General features: G+C 62.0%; 10 protein-coding genes. 3 read left to right on the forward strand and 7 right to left on the reverse strand.

Annotated elements, in window-relative coordinates; genetic code table 11:
* Positions 1-23 precede the first annotated feature (23 nt).
* Positions 24-1,310: an ATP-dependent RNA helicase RhlB gene (rhlB, locus tag ACJ8MK_RS20350; RefSeq protein WP_004934183.1), complete on the forward strand. Its 1,287-nt coding sequence runs from the start codon at positions 24-26 to the stop codon at positions 1,308-1,310.
* A gap of 5 nt (positions 1,311-1,315) precedes the next feature.
* Complete coding sequence (gene ppx / locus ACJ8MK_RS20355; RefSeq protein ID WP_033636627.1) at positions 1,316-2,812, forward strand: exopolyphosphatase; 1,497 nt, start codon at positions 1,316-1,318, stop codon at positions 2,810-2,812.
* 28 nt (positions 2,813-2,840) lie between these two features.
* Here ppx and rep read toward each other — a convergent pair whose 3' ends face one another.
* The gene (gene rep, locus ACJ8MK_RS20360; protein ID WP_442518013.1) at positions 2,841-4,865 is read right to left on the reverse strand and encodes a DNA helicase Rep; all 2,025 of its coding nucleotides are present in this window, start codon (positions 4,863-4,865) and stop codon (positions 2,841-2,843) included.
* A gap of 109 nt (positions 4,866-4,974) precedes the next feature.
* Here rep and ppiC point away from each other — a divergent pair, with 109 nt between their 5' ends.
* Positions 4,975-5,256, forward strand: a complete 282-nt coding sequence (ppiC, locus tag ACJ8MK_RS20365; RefSeq protein WP_004934175.1) for a peptidylprolyl isomerase PpiC — start codon at positions 4,975-4,977, stop codon at positions 5,254-5,256.
* A 24-nt stretch (positions 5,257-5,280) separates the two neighbouring features.
* Here the strand turns inward: ppiC and ACJ8MK_RS20370 are convergent, their stop codons facing one another.
* From ACJ8MK_RS20370 to bcsB, 6 genes are all read right to left on the reverse strand, one after another.
* Complete coding sequence (locus ACJ8MK_RS20370; RefSeq protein ID WP_033636624.1) at positions 5,281-6,783, reverse strand: M16 family metallopeptidase; 1,503 nt, start codon at positions 6,781-6,783, stop codon at positions 5,281-5,283.
* Positions 6,784-7,043: 260 nt separating this feature from the next.
* Positions 7,044-8,330, reverse strand: coding sequence for a dicarboxylate/amino acid:cation symporter (locus tag ACJ8MK_RS20375; protein ID WP_060428425.1), 1,287 nt, complete (start codon positions 8,328-8,330; stop codon positions 7,044-7,046).
* A 273-nt stretch (positions 8,331-8,603) separates the two neighbouring features.
* Positions 8,604-10,610 carry a biofilm formation regulator HmsP gene (gene hmsP, locus ACJ8MK_RS20380; RefSeq protein ID WP_033636621.1) on the reverse strand — a complete coding sequence of 669 codons (2,007 nt, stop codon included), beginning with the start codon at positions 10,608-10,610 and terminating at the stop codon, positions 8,604-8,606.
* 229 nt (positions 10,611-10,839) lie between these two features.
* On the reverse strand, positions 10,840-14,313 hold the full coding sequence (gene bcsC / locus ACJ8MK_RS20385) for a cellulose synthase complex outer membrane protein BcsC (RefSeq protein WP_442518014.1): 3,474 nt from the start codon (positions 14,311-14,313) through the stop codon (positions 10,840-10,842).
* Complete coding sequence (gene bcsZ, locus ACJ8MK_RS20390) at positions 14,295-15,407, reverse strand: cellulose synthase complex periplasmic endoglucanase BcsZ (RefSeq protein WP_039568333.1); 1,113 nt, start codon at positions 15,405-15,407, stop codon at positions 14,295-14,297. The genes bcsC and bcsZ overlap by 19 nt, the downstream gene beginning before the upstream one ends.
* A gap of 5 nt (positions 15,408-15,412) precedes the next feature.
* A complete protein-coding gene (gene bcsB, locus ACJ8MK_RS20395; RefSeq protein WP_033653999.1) occupies positions 15,413-17,719 on the reverse strand; it encodes a cellulose biosynthesis cyclic di-GMP-binding regulatory protein BcsB in 2,307 nt (768 codons plus the stop codon).
* Between the last annotated feature and the right edge of the window lies 1 nt (position 17,720).

A 17,720-nucleotide genomic window follows, 5' to 3' on the forward strand; every position in this document is an offset into this window, starting at 1 on the left:
GTTAGCTGATATTCTACCACACTATGAGCAAAACACACTTGACTGAACAGAAGTTTTCCGACTTCGCCCTGCACCCGTTAGTCCTTGAAGCCCTTGAGAAAAAAGGGTTTCACAATTGCACGCCCATCCAGGCGTTAGCATTGCCGCTCACGCTCTCCGGGCGTGACGTTGCAGGTCAGGCGCAAACCGGTACCGGAAAGACGCTGGCGTTTTTGGCGTCTACTTTTCACTATTTGCTGACTCACCCGGCGAAACAGGATCGCCAGACCAATCAGCCGCGCGCCTTGATCATGGCGCCTACGCGTGAACTGGCGGTGCAAATCCACTCCGACGCAGAAGCGCTCTCCCAGAGCACCGGCCTGAAACTGGGCCTGGCCTACGGCGGCGACGGCTACGACAAACAGCTGAAAGTGCTGGAAAGCGGCGTGGACATTCTGATTGGCACCACCGGCCGTTTAATCGATTACACCAAGCAGAACTATGTCGATCTCGGCGCGATGCAGGTTGTCGTGCTGGATGAAGCCGATCGCATGTACGATCTCGGCTTTATCAAAGACATCCGTTGGCTGTTCCGCCGCATGCCTGCGGCCGATCAACGCCTGAACATGCTGTTCTCCGCCACCCTGTCCTATCGCGTACGCGAGCTGGCCTTCGAGCAGATGAACAACGCCGAATATGTTGAAGTGGAACCGGAACAGAAAACCGGCCACCGCATTAAAGAAGAGCTGTTCTACCCGTCCAACGAAGAAAAAATGCGTCTGCTGCAGACGCTGATCGAAGAAGAGTGGCCGGATCGCGCCATCATCTTCGCCAACACCAAGCACCGCTGCGAAGACATCTGGGGCCATCTGGCCGCCGACGGTCACCGCGTGGGCCTGCTGACCGGTGACGTGGCGCAGAAAAAACGCCTGCGCATCCTTGACGACTTCACTAAAGGCAACCTCGACATCCTGGTCGCCACCGACGTCGCCGCGCGCGGTCTGCACATTCCTGCCGTCACCCACGTATTCAACTACGATCTGCCTGACGATTGCGAAGACTACGTGCACCGCATCGGCCGTACCGGCCGCGCAGGCGCCAGCGGCCACTCCATCAGCCTGGCGTGTGAAGAGTACGCGCTCAACCTGCCGGCGATCGAGACCTATATCGACCACAGCATTCCGGTAAGCAAGTACAATAGCGATGCGCTGCTGACCGATCTGCCGGCGCCGAAACGCCTGTCGCGCCCGCGCGGCGGCAACGGCCCACGTCGCAACTCCGCGCCTCGTCGCGGCGGCGCGCCGCGCAACAACCGTAAACGCTCGAGCTGATCGCCATGCTCAGCTCCAGCACGCTTTATGCTGCCATCGATCTCGGCTCCAACAGCTTCCACATGTTGGTGGTGCGCGAGGTGGCCGGCAGCATTCAGACCCTGGCGCGGATCAAGCGCAAGGTGCGCCTGGCGGCCGGGCTGGATCAGAACAATCACCTGTCGCATGAGGCCATGCAACGCGGCTGGCAGTGCCTGCGGCTGTTCTCCGAACGCCTGCAGGACATTCCGCGCGAGCAGATCCGCGTCGTCGCCACCGCCACGCTGCGCTTGGCGTCCAACGCCGATGAGTTCCTGCAGGCCGCCGAGCAAATCCTCGGCTGCCCGGTACAGGTGATCAGCGGCGAAGAAGAAGCACGGCTGATTTATCATGGCGTCGCGCACACCACCGGCGGGCCGGATCGGCGGCTGGTCGTCGACATCGGCGGCGGCAGCACCGAACTGGTCACCGGCACCGGCGCACAGGCATCGCAGCTGTATAGCCTGTCGATGGGCTGCGTCACCTGGCTGGAGCGCTACTTCAGCGATCGCAACCTCGGGCAAGAAAACTTCGAGCGCGCCGAACAGGCCGCGCGCGAAATGGTGCGGCCGATCGCACCGCAGCTGCGCCAGCAAGGTTGGCAGATCTGCGTCGGCGCTTCCGGCACCGTACAGGCGCTGCAGGAGATCATGGTGGCGCAAGGCATGGATGAGCGCATCACCCTGCCCAAGCTGCGCCAGCTGAAACAGCGCGCCATTCAGTGCGGCAAGCTGGAAGAGCTGGAGATCGAAGGGTTGACGCTGGAGCGCGCGCTGGTGTTCCCGAGCGGCCTGTCCATTCTGTTGGCCATCTTCCAGGAACTGGGCATCGAGAGCATGATGCTTGCCGGCGGGGCGCTGCGTGAAGGCCTGGTTTACGGCATGCTGCATCTGCCGGTGGAGCAGGATATTCGCATCCGCACCATCCGCAACCTGCAGCGCCGCTACCTGATCGACACCGAGCAGGCCGAACGCGTCAGCCAACTCGCCGCCAACTTCTCGCAGCAGGTCGCCAACGAGTGGCAGCTGGATGCGCGATGTCGCGAGCTGTTGCACAGCGCCAGTCTGATCCACGAACTCGGCCTCAGCGTCGATTTCAAGCAGGCGCCGCAACACGCCGCCTACCTGATCCGCCACCTGGACTTACCCGGCTTTACCCCGGCGCAGAAAAAACTGCTGGCCACCCTGCTGCAAAACCAGAGCAACCCCCTCGACCTGTCGCTGTTGAACCAGCAAAACGCCCTGCCGCCGCGCACTGCGCAGCGTCTGTGCCGCATTTTGCGCCTGGCGATCATCTTCGCCAGCCGCCGCCGCGATGACACGCTGCCGGCGGTGCGGTTGCGCGCCAATCAGGACGATGAACTGACGGTGATCTTGCCGCCGGGTTGGCTGGAACAGCATCCGCTGCGCGCCGAGGCGCTGGAGCAGGAAAGCCACTGGCAGAGCTACGTCCACTGGACGCTGCGGTTGGAAGAACAGCGTTGAAATGACCAGGGCGCAATGAGCGCCCTTGTTACTTTTTCTCTTTTGCCTTTTCCAACTGAGCCCAAAGATTCGCGACACCGGCTCTCCCTTTTTGCATTCTTTCCTGCGGAGTGACGACCTTACGTTCTGTTTCTCTCTTTAGATCATCCTGCGGCAACTCATCTAAAAACCTACTTAGTTCTGGGCGCATCAGCTCACCATATTGGCGGCGCTCCCGACAATGGCTGAAAATCAGCTCTTTTTGCGCGCGGGTGATCCCTACATAGGCCAGACGCCGCTCTTCATCGACATTGTCTTCATCGATGCTGCTCTGGTGCGGCAGCAGGCCCTCTTCCATGCCCACCAGAAACACGTAAGGGAACTCCAGCCCCTTGGAGGCGTGCAGCGTCATCAGTTGTACCTGATCCAGCTCTTCTTCGCTTTCACCGCGCTCCATCATGTCGCGCAGGGTGAAGCGCGTCACCACCTGGGCCAGCGTCATCGGTTCATTCAGATCGCTGCCCTCGAGCATCTCCGTCATCCAGCCGAACAGCGTATTGACGTTCTTCATCTGCATTTCGGCGGCCTTCGGGCTGCTTGCTGTTTCGAACAGCCAGCTTTCGTAATCAATGCCGCGGATCAGATCGCGCACCGCCGCCACTGGCTCACGCTCCACCTGTTGGGCGATGCCGCCCAGCCAGTGGGTAAAGCGCTGCAATGACTCCAGCCCGCGCCCGGTCAAATGCTGGCTCAGCCCCAGATCGAAACTGGCGTGGAATAAACTCTTGTTGCGCTGGTTGGCCCATTCGCCCAATTTCTGTCGTGTTGTAGGACCTATCTCACGTTTGGGGATATTGACGATGCGCAGGAAGGCGCTGTCGTCGTCGGGGTTGGTCAGCACGCGCAGATAGGCCAGCAGATCCTTGATCTCGGGGCGCGAGAAAAATGAATCGCCGCCGGAAATCTTGTACGGGATGCGGTTCTGCATCAGCATCTTTTCAAACACCCGCGACTGGTGGTTACCGCGGTACAGGATCGCATAATCGCCGTAGTGGGTCTTTTTCACGAAGTGGTGGGCGATCAACTCCCCCACCACCCGCTCGGCTTCGTGATCCTCGTTATTAGCAGTAATTAGTTTCAATTCCTCGCCATAACCCAATTCTGAAAACAGCCGTTTTTCAAACACGTGTGGGTTATTGGCGATCAGAATGTTGGCCGCCTTCAGAATGCGCTCGCTGGAACGGTAGTTTTGCTCCAGCTTGATCACCTGCAGCGCCGGGAAATCGTCCTTCAGCAGCACCAGGTTCTGCGGCCGCGCGCCGCGCCAGGAGTAGATCGACTGATCATCGTCACCCACCACGGTAAAGCGCGCGCGGTTGCCCACCAGCAGCTTCACCAGCTCGTACTGGCTGGTGTTGGTATCCTGGTACTCATCCACCAGCAGGTAGCGGATGCGCTGCTGCCAGCGTTCGCGCACCTCTTCGTTGCGTTGCAGCAATAGCGTCGGCAACAGGATCAGATCGTCAAAGTCCAGCACGTTGCACGCCCGCATATGGGCGTGGTACAGGCCGTAGCAGTGGGCAAAATGCTTATCACGCTGCGAACGAGCTATCTCCATCGCTTTAGGAGGATCAATGAGATCATTTTTCCAATTCGAAATGGTCGTAATCAGTTGGCTAAGTAATGTTTTATCTTCTTCTAACCATTGCTTAGTCAATTCTTTCAGTAAGGCAAATTGATCTCTATCGTCAAACAGCGAAAAGTTGGACTTCATCCCCAACGCCACGTATTCCCGCTTGATGATCTCCAGCCCCAGGGTATGGAAAGTGGAAATCATCAGCCCGCGCGCCTCTTTGCGCCCCAGAGTTTGCGACACGCGCTCTTTCATCTCGCGCGCGGCCTTGTTGGTAAAGGTCACGGCGGCGATGTGCCGCGCCTGATAACCGCAATGGTGGATCAGGTGGGCTATCTTGTTGGTGATAACGCGCGTCTTGCCGGAACCGGCACCGGCCAACACCAGGCAGGGCCCGGTAACGAATTCGACGGCTTGTTGTTGGCTGGGGTTTAATCGCATGGTGCTGGCTTGCTCGGCTGTAAAACGTGGAAGGGAATTGTAGCAGAAAGCGCCGATGAGATTTAGCGGGTATAATCAGCGCAATTTTCGCATCGACAAAGGCAATACCATGGCAAAAACGGCGTGCGCCCTGCACATTCTGGTAGACAATGAAAAGCTGGCCAACGAGCTGCTGGCCAAGCTGAAGCGCGGCGTCAGCTTCGACACGCTGGCGCGCAAATACTCGAGCTGCCCGTCAAAACGCAACGGCGGCTCGCTGGGCGAATTCAACAAGGGCGCGATGGTGCCGGCGTTCGATAAAGCGGTGTTCAGCATCCCGCTGCTCAAACCTTATGGCCCGGTCAAAACCCAGTTCGGTTACCACATCATCAAGGTGCTGTACCGCAACTGAGGGGGCCTGAGCCCCCTGCTGCGATTACTGCGCGCCGGCGTCCGTCGCCGGCGCAGCCACCGCGGCGTCGGCCGGTTTGGCTTCCTCCGTCACCACCGCCGGCGCCGGCATCATGATGCCGTCATAGGTTTCCTGCAGCTGCTTCATGCTCATTTCCGGCTCACCCTTCGGCTGCATCAGCACCAGCGTCGCCTCCTGAGAAAGCTGCAGCTTCAGCGCCTGATTCAGCGTCTCCAGCGTCAGGCTGGACAGGAACTCCTGGCGCAGCTTCTGATACAGTTCCGGCGCGATATCCACCACCCCGCTCTGTTGCGAACGCAGGCGCTGGCTCATCAGCACATCGGTGTCGGTGCGGGCGTAGGTCGCGAACAGCTTGCTCAGCTGATCGTTTTTCTGCGCCAGCAGCGCATCGAATTCTTCTTTCGACAGGCCGTTGTCACGCACGTTGGCCAGCTCGCGGGCGATAAAGCCCAGGCTGCCGTTAAGATTGTTGTTCGGCGTATCCAAATGGATGGCGCACTGCCCGCGCTGGTACTGCACGCGGCAGTCAAAGCCCAGATGCAGGCTCTTCTGGTCGCTTTTTTCCAGCGTCTGCTGGAGATGCCAGAACAGCGCCTCGCGGGCGAGATCGCCACGCCAGTAACGGAGCAGGCTCTGCGAATCGCGAATCGGATGCCACGGCGAATCCCACATGATCGACAGCGTATCCTGTTTCACCTGCTCGCTGATCAGGCTCACCGGCTGTTGCGGCAGCGGCGTCAGAGTCGGCATCGGGGCCGGGGTTTCACGTTTGCCCTGCAGCGGCGAGAACGCCTTGTTGATCTGCTCGCCCAGGCTGCGGCTGTCGACCTTGCCGACAACGAACAGCGTCATGGCATCCGGGGTATACCACTGTTGATAGAATTTCTTCAGCTGTTCGAGGTTGACCGGCCGTTTCGCCGGCTGCGCCGGATCGTGCGCCAGCAGCGTCGAGCCTTTCAGGCGGTAACGCCACCAGACGTCTTGGGTATTGGGCGGGAACGTGCCGACCGGATTGATGGTGGAGTTCATCACCGCGTGCACCGTATGCTCGTCGATCGCCAGTTTGCCGGTGGTGTCCGCCAGCCAGGCCAGCGCTTCTTTCAGCAGGTCAGGCCGGTTATTCGGCAGGCTGAGATTATACATGGTGAAATCATACGAGATGATAGCCGGCGGCAGCGGCCGCTCGTTATCCACGCTCTGCTGCCACAGGGCGCGCAGCTGCGGCGCGGTAAAGCTTTCACTGCGCGTCAACGCCAGCCGCGGCAACAGCTGGGCGAAGCCGGTCTGTTGCGAAGACTCCACCAGAGAGCCGGTATTGACGATCAGCCGCAGTTCCACGCGGTCGCTTGGCCGCTGCGGCGTATCGAGAATTTGCCATGAAAACCCGTTGGCCAGCGCCCCCTGCTGCCAGGCAGGATCGGGTTGTAGTGCTTCAGCCTGCACGCTGCTACTGGCTGCAGCCAATAGCAGCCCACCAACTATAAGATGAATTCTGGTGCCCTGCATGTGAACCCCTACTTAATGACTATCCAATTTCTTATGCAAATGCGTGTATTCCATTCAATGGAATCATAAAAATACGCCCTGAGTTTCACAGTGGGGCGGAAAGCAGAAAGTGTACCATCGTGTTAGACCGCGCGCCTTTGCGGATGTCACTCATTAGAGTGAAAAATAATAGATAGCGGGGTTTTTAATGCAAGAAATCGTTACGAGGCAGGGGGAAAACCTCACCGGCCGCGGCTGCGGCCGGTGATTCGCCGTCAATATCAGGCGGAAGGCAGCGTTTTGTCCGCGCCGGCGTTTTTGTTGTTCAGCGTGGCTTTCAGCTGTTTCTCATCCAGTTGGCCGCACCACCTCGCCACGACCACGGTCGCCACCCCGTTGCCCACCAGGTTGGTCAGCGCGCGGGCTTCCGACATGAAGCGGTCGATGCCGAGGATCAGCGCCAGGCCGGCCAACGGCAGGTGGCCGACGGCGGAGATGGTGGCGGCCAACACGATAAAGCCGCTGCCGGTCACGCCCGCCGCCCCTTTGGAGGAGAGCAGCAACACCACCAGCAGGGTAATCTGATGCATGATGTCCATGTGGGTGTTGGTCGCCTGCGCGATAAACACCGCGGCCATGGTCAGGTAAATAGAGGTGCCGTCCAGATTGAAGGAGTACCCGGTCGGGATCACCAGGCCCACCACCGATTTCTTGCAGCCCAGCCTCTCCATTTTATCCAGCATGCGCGGCAGCGCGGACTCGGACGACGAGGTCCCCAGCACGATCAGCAGCTCTTCTTTGATGTAGTTGACGAATTTGAAGATGCTGAAGCCGTTGGCGCGGGCGATGCTGCCCAGCACCACCACCACGAACAGGATACAGGTGATATAGAAGCACACGATCAGCTGGCCGAGTTGCACCAGGGTGCCAACGCCGTATTTACCGATGGTAAACGCCATGGCGCCGAAGGCCCCCAGCGGCGCCAGGCGCATGATCATGTTGATGATGCCGAAAATCACCCGCGAGAAGCTGTCGATCACGTTGAAGATCAGCTGCCCCTTTTCACCCAAGCGATGCAGGGCGAAGCCGAACAGCACCGCGAACAGCAGCACCTGCAGAATGTTGCCGCTGGCGAACGCGCCGATCACGCTGCCGGGGATGATGTCCAGCAGGAACGGAATGATGCCCTGCTGCTGCGCCTGTTCGGCGTAGACTGCCACCGCCTTGGCGTCCAGCGTGCCGGGATCGACGTTCATGCCGGCGCCCGGTTGCACCAGGTTGACGATCACCAGGCCGATAATCAGCGCGATGGTGCTGACGATTTCAAAATACAACAGCGCGATGGCGCCGGTGCGGCCCACCGCTTTCATGCTTTCCATGCCGGCGATGCCGGTCACCACGGTGCAGAAGATCACCGGGGCGATAATCATCTTGATCAGTTTGACGAAGCCATCGCCCAGAGGTTTCATCTCGGCGCCGAGGTCAGGGTAGAAATGGCCAAGCAGGATACCCAGCGTGATCGCCGTCAGCACCTGAAAATAGAGGCTCTTAAAGATCGTTGTTTTCATATGAACATCCTATGGGGGGAAGACACGCACCAGGCAGCAGTCTAAAAATCCAGCCTGTTCATTGCTTGCGCGGAAAATAACACCCACTTAACAACATGGAAATAATTTGTTGCACCCGTCCCTGCGGGTTGATGTGAATTTAAGAGCTGAAACGCGTCAGTCGGGGTGCAAAGCTGAAAATTGCGTAATGCTTTGTTTGCACTAACGCAAAAGAGGTAGAGGAGAAATAGCGATTTTCGGACGGGGAAAAGTACCGGAAAGGCAACGCGCCGCTTACGGCGCCGCGCGGCAAAACTCGGCTTCGAACGCTGCGCGCGGCAGCGGCCGGGCGAACAGGAATCCTTGCCCGCTGCGAATGCCGTGCTGCAGCAGGCAGTCGCGCTGCTCGGCGTTTTCCACGCCTTCGGCCATCACCGGCAACGCCAGCACTTCGGAGATCGCACTAACGATGCGCACCATCGCATCGTCGGCCGGCAGCCCCTGAATGAAGCTGCGGTCGATTTTAATCAAATCGATCGGCAGGGATTTCAAGCGGTTCAGGTATTCCAGACTGGAGTAGCCCATGCCGAAGTCGTCCAGCGCGATCGACAATCCCAGATCGTGCAGCTCGCGCAGCAGCGCCAGCGCGCGGTCGAGATCGTCGATGCGCACCGTCTCGGTGATCTCCAGCAGCAGCTTGCGCGGGTCTATCCGATACTGCGCCAGCAGGTTTTTCAGATGCGGGACGAACGCCTCATGCTGCATCTGTATACCGGAAACGTTGACCGCCAGCGGCAGCGCAATGCCGCGTTGCTGCCAGTCCGCCAAGATGCGGCAGGACTCTTCCAGCACCCAGTTGCCGAGAGGCACGATCACGCCCAGCTCTTCCGCGAGCGGGATAACGTCGGCCGGCAGGGTATAGCTGCCGTCATACTGCTGCCAACGCAGCAGCGCTTCGGCGCCGATCACCTCGTTGGACTGCATGTCGATCTGCGGCTGCAGGAACAGCGTAAAATGCCGCTGCTCGATGCCGTGCAAAATCTCGCTCTCCTGCGTCAGCCGCTTCTGCGTGCGTTCCGTCAGGCTGGGCTCGAAGAACAGGATCTGATTTTTTCCTTCACGGTGGGCGGACATCATCGCCGAGGTGGCGCTGCGCAGCAGCTGTTCCGCACTTTCCCCCTGATTGAGGTAGTGCGCGATGCCGATGCTGGCGTTGGGCCGCAGCGCCAGACCTTCCAGGGTCAAGGGCGCGTTGATCTCCGCCATGATGCGTCGCGCCAGCTGCATGGCGTGGAACGGCCGCTCGGTCCCCTTGGCCAGGATGGCGAATTCGGTATTGCTCAGCTGCGCCAGCACGCCGTTTTCGTCGATGCAGCCGCGCAGCTTCTTCGCCAGCGCCAACAGCAGCGCTTCACGCATCGCCGGGCTCATCACGCCCGAGGCTTCATGCAGCGTCTCGATGCCGATCACCAGCAGGTTAAAACGCTCGGGGCGCAGGCTGGAGGCGATATGCTGTTCCAGCAACGCGTTCAGCAATGCCGGATTCGGCAGTTCGGTCACCGGATGGCGGGTGCTCAGGCGGCTCATGTCGGCATGCGCCTTGGCCAGCGTCTGTTGATTGCGGTTGTAGTTGCGCACCAGCAGGCCGAGCTCGTCGTCCTGGTGCAGCGTCGGCAGCATCAGTTGGTGGTAGGGCGCTTCGTCCTGCGAGATGTTTTCCAGCTCTTTGGCCATCGCGCGCAGCGGATGCACCATCAACCGGTTCATGCACCAGGTGATGGCCACCGACAGGATCAGCGCCAACAGCAGGTAGGTCGACAGCATGGTCGACAAAATGCTGCGGATAAACTGGTACATGCGGAACGAATCGGCCTGCAGCACCAGATAGGCCAGCGGCTGCTGGTTGGCCGGCACCCGCTCCAGCGAATAGAGCGGCACGGAAATTTGGATCGGCAGCTCAAACAGCCGGGCGATCAGCGTCGGCACCGGCCGCTCCGGCGGGAAATTGGCGTGCAGTGCCTGAAACTCGTTCGGCAAGACGATATCCGCCCGGCTGAGAATGCCGACCGGCAACAGCGTGTTCAGCACCTTTTTGGCTTCCGGCACGTCCATGCGCAGCACCGCTTCCGCCAGCGGCTGGCGCACGGATTGAGCGATATTCTCCAGTTGCTGGGCGTAGTCATCCCTGCGCTGCTGCACAAAGTGGAATAACTGGATCACGATAAAGATGCAGATCGTGACCAGCGCCACGCCGGACACCGTCGCCATCTGCTTAATCGTTAACGAACGCCTGACCCGCAAACCTGCTCTCCGTGAAATCGGGCTGAAACAAAAAAGGGGGCTGACTCTCACCCGCCCCCTCGAACCGGGCTGATTATACTCGATCATCGGCTGTTTTTATCTGGCTATGCCGCAGGCAAAACCAAGAAAATCGCGGGTTTCAGTCTTTTCCTAAAGCGAACAAACGCGACCCGGACACAGGGTAACAAAACTCCCCGGTGTCCGACACTCCGAATCTTTCCCCTCCCGGCTACTTGAAGTCGGCGTAAGGCGTCAGCGGCTGCGGCGGCAAATCGAGATCCCCCTGCCAGCCGGCCAGGGAATAGCGCAGATAAATCAACGCGTGGCTCGGCGTATAGTCCTTCGCCTGTTGAATGTCGATACCGGCGCCGAGCGTCCAGTGCGAACTGAGACGGCGTTCGACGATCGCCCGCAGGGTATAACCGACGCCGCTTGAGGAGCTGCCGTCCTCGACGGCGAACTTATCGGGCAGCGAATCCGGGATCAGCCCCTGCAGCGGATAGCGGCGCTGGCTGTCGGTTTTCGAATGGGACAGCGAAACCGAACCGCCCAGCTCCCACGACCAGTTCTCGGTGCGCTGGCGATAGTTGACCGGCAGCGACAGCGACAGATATTGCTGCGGGCTGTAATAGCCGCCCTGCCCCAGCGAATAGCCGCTCAAATCCTTCTGGTAGTGCCACAGCATGGTATTGAGCCCGACGCTCAGACGGCGATTGTCTTCGTTGATCAGCTTGTAGTAGTAGCCGGCCATCAACCGCTGCCGCTGGTTATCCGCCACGTTCTTGCCGGTAATCTGGTGCGCGCTGAGATCGGCCCACACGCCGTTCGCCTCGCCGCGATCGTAGCTGGCGCTCAGGCTGACGCCGGTAGCGCGCACGCCGCCCCAGGTGGTGCCGGTGTTCGGATCCTTGGCGCCGCCGAACGCCAGCAGCGAGCTGGAGATCGGCCGCCGCGAGGCCGCCAGCGTCCAGCCGATGTGGTTCCAGTCGCCGCTGTAGGCCAGGCCGCCGGTCCAGTCGACCACCTCGAAGCCCATCGGCGTCGTGCCGATATCGGCGGCCCAGCGGTCGTTTTTCCAGCCGGCCGCCACGCTGGTGCCGGTGGATTTCTGATGTTCATCGCCGCGGCACCCTTGCGTATTGCAGGTGCCGAAGGTCTCGTAGTATTTGCCACTGCCGTCGGTCGAGAAGCGGCCGGCGTCCAGCTGCACGGTGTCGGTGCGCAAAAAGGCGCGCCCGTCATACAGCGGCATGTCCACCTGCAGCATGGTGTCGTGCGCATTGAAGTCGGAAATACCGCCGGTGCCGCTCGAGCGCCAGTAATCGTGATCGAGCGTGACGTTCACGTCTTGCTGCCGGTACAGATCCGCGGCCTCGGAACGGATGCCGCGTTTCAGCCAGTCGTCGCTCGGGTTATTGCGCGTCAAATAGGTGTAGCCGTCATTATCCTGCGGCAGCGTCGGCGTGATGCCGCCGGCCACCATCGCCTGGCGGTAATCCTGCTGCGCCCGCTCCGGCTGCCGCTGCGCCCGTTCCAGACGGGCGGCGTCGCGGTAGATCAGCGCCTTGGTCTGCCCCACGGGCTCCGCGGCCGCCGCCGTTTTCAGCCGGCCGAAGATAGCTTCGGCCTGCTGCGGATCGCCGACCGCGCCCCAGGCGTTAGCGACCCGCCGTTGACTGTTGAGCGAAGCGTCTTGCGGCTGCGGTTCGGTTTTCAGCCGCTGGCGCGCCGCGTCCAGATCCCCCTGCGCCACATAGGCTTCGATCTCGCCCAGCTGCGCATCCGGGTTGTTCGGTTCGCGCCGTTTCACCCGCTGATAGTCGCCCAGCGCCGCCGCATACTCCCCGCGCGCCAGAGCCCAGTCGGCCAGCAGCAAATCGATGCGGGTGTCCGCCGGCTGCCGGCGCAGATAGGCTTCCGCCGCCGGTTCGTCGCCGGCCGCCCGCAGCCCTTCGGCATGTGCAATCACCGCCTGCATTTTCAGCCGCTGCGCCAGTTCGCGCATGTTGTCGTTCCACTGCGCCGCAGGCAGCGTATTGAGCTGCGCCAGCGCCTGGTCGTCGCGATCGCTGCCGGAAAGGTAGAGCGCATAGGCATAGGCCAACTGCGGATTGGCGCGCTGACGCTGCGCCAGCTGCCGGAATAAGGCGTCCGCCTGTTGCGGCTGCCCGGCCTGACGCAGCGCCTGCGCATAGCGATAGGTCAGCCAAACGTCGTCGGGATCCATCGGCTGGGCGCGGCGATAGATTTCCGCCGCCTGCTGCCACTGCTGCTGCGCCGCCAGCGTCTCCGCCTGTTGCTTCAACATATCGAGCCGCAGCCCGTCGAGGGTGCTGCGCAGCTTGGCCTGTTGGCTGCGCGGCAGGCCGTTGAGGTAGGCCAGCGCTTTTTCCGGCGACTGGCGTTGATAGAGATTCACCAGGCCGCGCAGCGCGCTGCCGTTACCGGGATCGCGCCGCAGCGCCTGCTGATAAAACCCTTCCGCCGCAGCGTCATCCTTGCTCGCCACCGCCACATCGCCCAGGCCGATAAACGCATCGCCGTCGCGGTCGTCGAGCTGGCGCGCCTGCTGGTATTTCTGCCTGGCCAGCGCAAGATTGCCGGCCTTCAGCGCCTTGTCGCCTTCGTCTATCGCCAGCCAGTAACTGGTGCTCTTGATCAGGCTTTGCCACTTGCCGCTGTCGTAGCCGTTCGTGTCGGCGGCCAGCGCCTGGCGGAACAGCTTCAACGCCTGCGGGCGGTTGCCGGCGCGCGAATAGGCCTGGCCGAGCGCGCCCAGCACCTCGGCGTCGTTCGGCGTCGCCGCCAGCGCCTTTTGCAACGCCGGAATGGCCGCCCGGCTGCCGCCTTTATCCACCTGCGCCAGGCCGCGCACCCGCGCCTGATACGCCGGATCGGCCAACAGTTTCTGCTGTCTGGCCAGCTCTTCGCGGGCGCTGGTCGCCTGATCGCCGGTATCGAACACGCCGAGGAAACGGTTGAGCGCCGCCACGCTTTGCGCGCTAACCGGCATCGCTTTGACCTTGTCCAACCACAGATCGGCGGCATCGCCGCGCCCGGCCGGATCGGCGGCGATCTTCTGCAGCAGCTCATAGGCCTGCGCGTCCTGGTTCTGACTGAACAGCATGCGCGCCAGCGACATGCGCAGCGCCACGTTGCCGGAATATTGCTGATCCAGCGCCTGCAGCTGCTTCAACGCTTTCGCCTCCTGCCCCGGCAAACGCGCCACCAGCCGCCAATATTCCACCGCCAGATCGAGCGTCGGCGGCTCGCCGTGGAACAGCGCATCGTACTGCGCCTTGGCCTCCGGCAACCGGCCGGCGGTCGCCATCAGGCGCGCCTGCTGCAGCTTCTGCCGGGTTTCTGGTTGCGTCAGCAGCATGTTCATTTGCGCCTGGCGATAGGCGCTGGACTGCGGCGCGAGGGTTTTCAGCTTATCCAACTGCTGCTGCGCCAGCGCCATATTGCCCTGCCGCAGCGCCAAACGCATGCGCGCGGCGATCACGTCCGGGTTGTTCGGATCCATCAGCTCTAGCCGGTACAGCGACTGGCGCACCAGATCGTCCTTGTTGCCGGCCTCGCCAATGCGCACCTGTTCCAGCAGCCACTGCTCCGGGGCCACGGCTTCCGCAGCGCGCGCCTGCGGCAGCATCGCCAGGCTCAGCGGAATCAAATTCAGCCAGTTTATTTTGAAGTTGTGCATTGGCCGTCCCACGAGGGTTGCAATTCACCCTGACGATTAAAGCGATAACGTTGTTGATCCCACCCCTGGCCGAACAGCGTCAGCGAGGCGCTGAAATAGGCGTCGTCCCCCGGCGGATGTTCGCTGATGCGTTGCCGCTGTGTCGCCAGCGCCTCAGCCTGCGTCGCCAACATCGGCAACATCGAGGCGGAAAAGCCGACCGGGCCGCCGCCGGTGGTTTTGCCGCTGGCGGTATCGGTTTTCTCCGGCGGCACGCCCTGTTTGGCGGTGAGCTGCGCCATCGGCTGAAAACGTTCGAGCAGCGCCGCCTTGTATTCATCGTCGTCCGCCAGCATGCCGGCCCACAGATAAACCCGAATGGCGTCGTAGCTGCCGACGTTCGGCTTGACGGGATCCGGCTGCCAGCCGGCGCCGACCCGCCACACCACCCAGTCCGGCGAGAAACCGTGCGGCGCGGTGTCCAGCCACAGCCGTTGATTGACCTGGCGCATCGCGCGCCACGGGCCGTTCAGCGCCGCAAAACGCGCCAACAGCTGCGGCGGCAGGTAGCTGGGATTCAGCCGCCAGCGATCGTCCGTCACGAACCCGACTTTGCCCGGCAGCAGCATCAGGCCCAGGCCGGGAATGTCGGCCACCTCCTCGCGGCCGATGCGTTGCAGCAGCAGCGTCCCCAGGGTTTGATAGCGCCGGCTTTTCCACAGGCGGCCGGCTTCGAGCAGGTTATAGGCGATCCACAGATCGGCGTCCGACGCCGAGTTGGCGTCCAGCACCTTCCACTGTTTGTCGTCGCTCTCGCCCCACAGCCAGGCGGGCAAACGGGCGCTGAGATCGCCCGCCGCCAGGTTGTTCTCCGTCCAGGCCAGCAGCAGATCGAAGGTCGGCCGGTCATTGGCCACCAGGGCGAAGAACAGGCCGTAGCTCTGCCCCTCGGAGGTAGTGATTTTGTTCGGGCTGCTCGGATCGATCACCCGCCCCTGCGGGCTGATGTAGAACTGCTTGTACTGTTGCCAGCCCGGCCACTCGCAGGCCGCCGCGGCGCTGAAGGCGCACAGCAGCAGCATGCCGAGCGACAGGCGTTGCAGCATGGCGTTCACCGCCGTCAATCCCGATCTTCAGGCGCCAGACGACGCCGGCTGAAGGCCTTCAGGCCACGCCACAGCATCAGCCCCAGGATCACCACCAGCACCACCGCGATCACCGCCAGCAGCACCGGATGGGTAGAGAGGGCATACCACAGCCGCTCCCACCACGGCAGGTGGCCGACATAGTAAATATCGCCGACGCGCAGGCTGTTGACCCCCGATTCGCGGATCACCGCCACCGAGCCGAATACCGCGGCGCGCTTGCCGCTGTCCAGCAGGGCATTGTTCAGCAGCTCATAGCCGCGCGGGCTGTCCGCCAACAGCGCCACGATGCTGCGCTGGTCGTTGAACGGCGACTGCACGCCAATGATCGCCGACATCGCCCCCTCGGAGCTGACGGCGGTCTTGCTGTCCGGCCGGGTATCCTCCGCCAGCGCTTCCGCGCTGGGCAGCGGCGGCTGCCGCGTCGGCTGTTTCACCCAGCTTTGGGTCGCGTCCACCAGCAGGCTGATTTTCTTGTCGTCGCGCAGCTCCGGCGGAATGGTGCCGACCATCAGGATATCGTCGTCGCGATCCTTGGCCTGCGACCAGTCATCGCTCAGCGTGAAGGCCAGCGCCGGGTAGCCGGTTTGCGCGCCGATCACGCCCAGCGCGTTCAGCAGCGCGCTGACCTGCGCCGGCTGCGGTTTCTGATTCACCAACACCAGCGTTTGCGACAGATCCGCCAGGCGGCTGAACGGGAAGCCGGCGTTGGCGAAGGCGCGCAGATCCGGCATCGCCATAAAGTGGCGGTAGCCGGAGAAATCGATGGTGGACGCGCCGTCGATCACCGCGTGGTTTTGCGTGAAGGAGTAGGTTTCACAGCGCCCTTCCGCGCCGCTGGCCAGCAGCGTGGTGTAGTCGAAGTCAAAGCGCAGCTGGTTGGTGGCCCCCAGCCGCAACGCCGGGATATTGACGTTCTTGTCGGAATCGAGCAGCCCCTGCGTTAACGGCAGGCGCAGCAGCTGCGCGCCCTGCTCGTGCTCCGGCACCAGCGAGTAAGCCTGCACGAACTGGTTGTTCAGGCTGACGCTCAGCCGCGAACCGTCCTGAATGCGCGGCGCGGTGTAACGGTATTTCAGGTGCATGTCAATGCCGGTGCTGCGGATCAGGAACAGGTCCGGCGGCAGGTTCATGGTCAGCGAAATAGGCCCGGGCTCGATGCCGCTGGTTTGCAGCTGCTCGGCGTACTGCTGCAGCTCGGCGAAGGTCATCGGCCGATCGGTGCGCACCCAGTTCGGCGCGTCGTACGGCTGGCGCGGCGCCAGCTGTTCCACCTTGTCCACCGTTACGTTCTGGCCGCGGAACAGGATGTTGCCCTGCGCGATGCCCTTCACCGCGGTGATCAAATCGTTGTCGTCACGCCCCTGAATCAACAGCAGTTTGACGTACGGATTGTCCGGGTGGCTGATCATCTCCACCGTCGGGCCGTTGACCGCCGGATAATCGCGCAGGAAATCCGGGCGCTGCGAGTTGGTGGCGAACACCACGGCGTGCTGCGTCGGCAGCGCGTTGTACAGCGTCGGGAAGGATTGCCCGCGCCACTGCGCCTTGCTGCCGAACCAGGACGCCAGAATGCCCGCCGCACGCTGCTGGGCGAGATCCGGCTGGCCGGCGAACACCATCGGCAGCGTCAGCGGCCGATTATCGCGGCTGTCGAAGAACGGCTCAGGGAAGTGCGACAGCTCGTTTTTCACCGGCAGCGTCTGGAAACGCAGCTTCAGCGCGCTGGACTTGCTGACGTCGAGCCACAGCGAGGTGCTGGCGGGGTTTTCGCAGATATTTTGATAATGGCCGACGAACACCAGCCGAACGCGGTTAAAATCGGTGATATAGCGCGGATCGATCGCCATCTGGATGCGATTGGGCTTGCCCAGCTGCTCCTTGGCGATCGTGGTCACGCCCATCAGCTCGTCGTTCAGGTAGACCTTGACGTGCGACTCCACCGGGATCAGCGCCGGCGACGGCGTAAACTCCATATCGAGCATCGCCTGCGAGACCACCTCGTCGCTGCGCACGCCGAATTCGATCTGCCCGTCCGGCCGGGTGCCGCGCAGAACAAAGGTGCCCGGCGGCGGCGCTATCTGCGCAAACGACAGCGACACGTCGCGCACCGGCGCATTCGGATCCTGCGGCGCGGCGGCCGGCGGTGGCGCGATCGCCGTATCGGCCGCCGCGGCGATCGGCGGCTGGGCCGCCACGGTCGGCGCGGTGGCGGTTTCGGCCTGCGACAGGGTGCTGATGCCTAAGGCCAGAGCAGTTAACCAGGTTATTTTTCTCGTCATC

The sequence above is a fragment of the Serratia sp. CY38905 genome (assembly GCF_052168875.1).
Lineage (GTDB): Bacteria > Pseudomonadota > Gammaproteobacteria > Enterobacterales > Enterobacteriaceae > Serratia > Serratia sarumanii.

What these genes read in the sequence shown, in the direction of transcription:
- bcsC (WP_442518014.1), bottom strand. Translation starts at nt 14,313, where the DNA reads ATGCACAACTTCAAAATAAACTGGCTGAATTTGATTCCGCTGAGCCTG.
- bcsB (WP_033653999.1), bottom strand. Translation starts at nt 17,719, where the DNA reads ATGACGAGAAAAATAACCTGGTTAACTGCTCTGGCCTTAGGCATCAGC.
- rhlB (WP_004934183.1), top strand. Translation starts at nt 24, where the DNA reads ATGAGCAAAACACACTTGACTGAACAGAAGTTTTCCGACTTCGCCCTG.
- ppiC (WP_004934175.1), top strand. Translation starts at nt 4,975, where the DNA reads ATGGCAAAAACGGCGTGCGCCCTGCACATTCTGGTAGACAATGAAAAG.
- ppx (WP_033636627.1), top strand. Translation starts at nt 1,316, where the DNA reads ATGCTCAGCTCCAGCACGCTTTATGCTGCCATCGATCTCGGCTCCAAC.
- rep (WP_442518013.1), bottom strand. Translation starts at nt 4,865, where the DNA reads ATGCGATTAAACCCCAGCCAACAACAAGCCGTCGAATTCGTTACCGGG.
- ACJ8MK_RS20375 (WP_060428425.1), bottom strand. Translation starts at nt 8,330, where the DNA reads ATGAAAACAACGATCTTTAAGAGCCTCTATTTTCAGGTGCTGACGGCG.
- ACJ8MK_RS20370 (WP_033636624.1), bottom strand. Translation starts at nt 6,783, where the DNA reads ATGCAGGGCACCAGAATTCATCTTATAGTTGGTGGGCTGCTATTGGCT.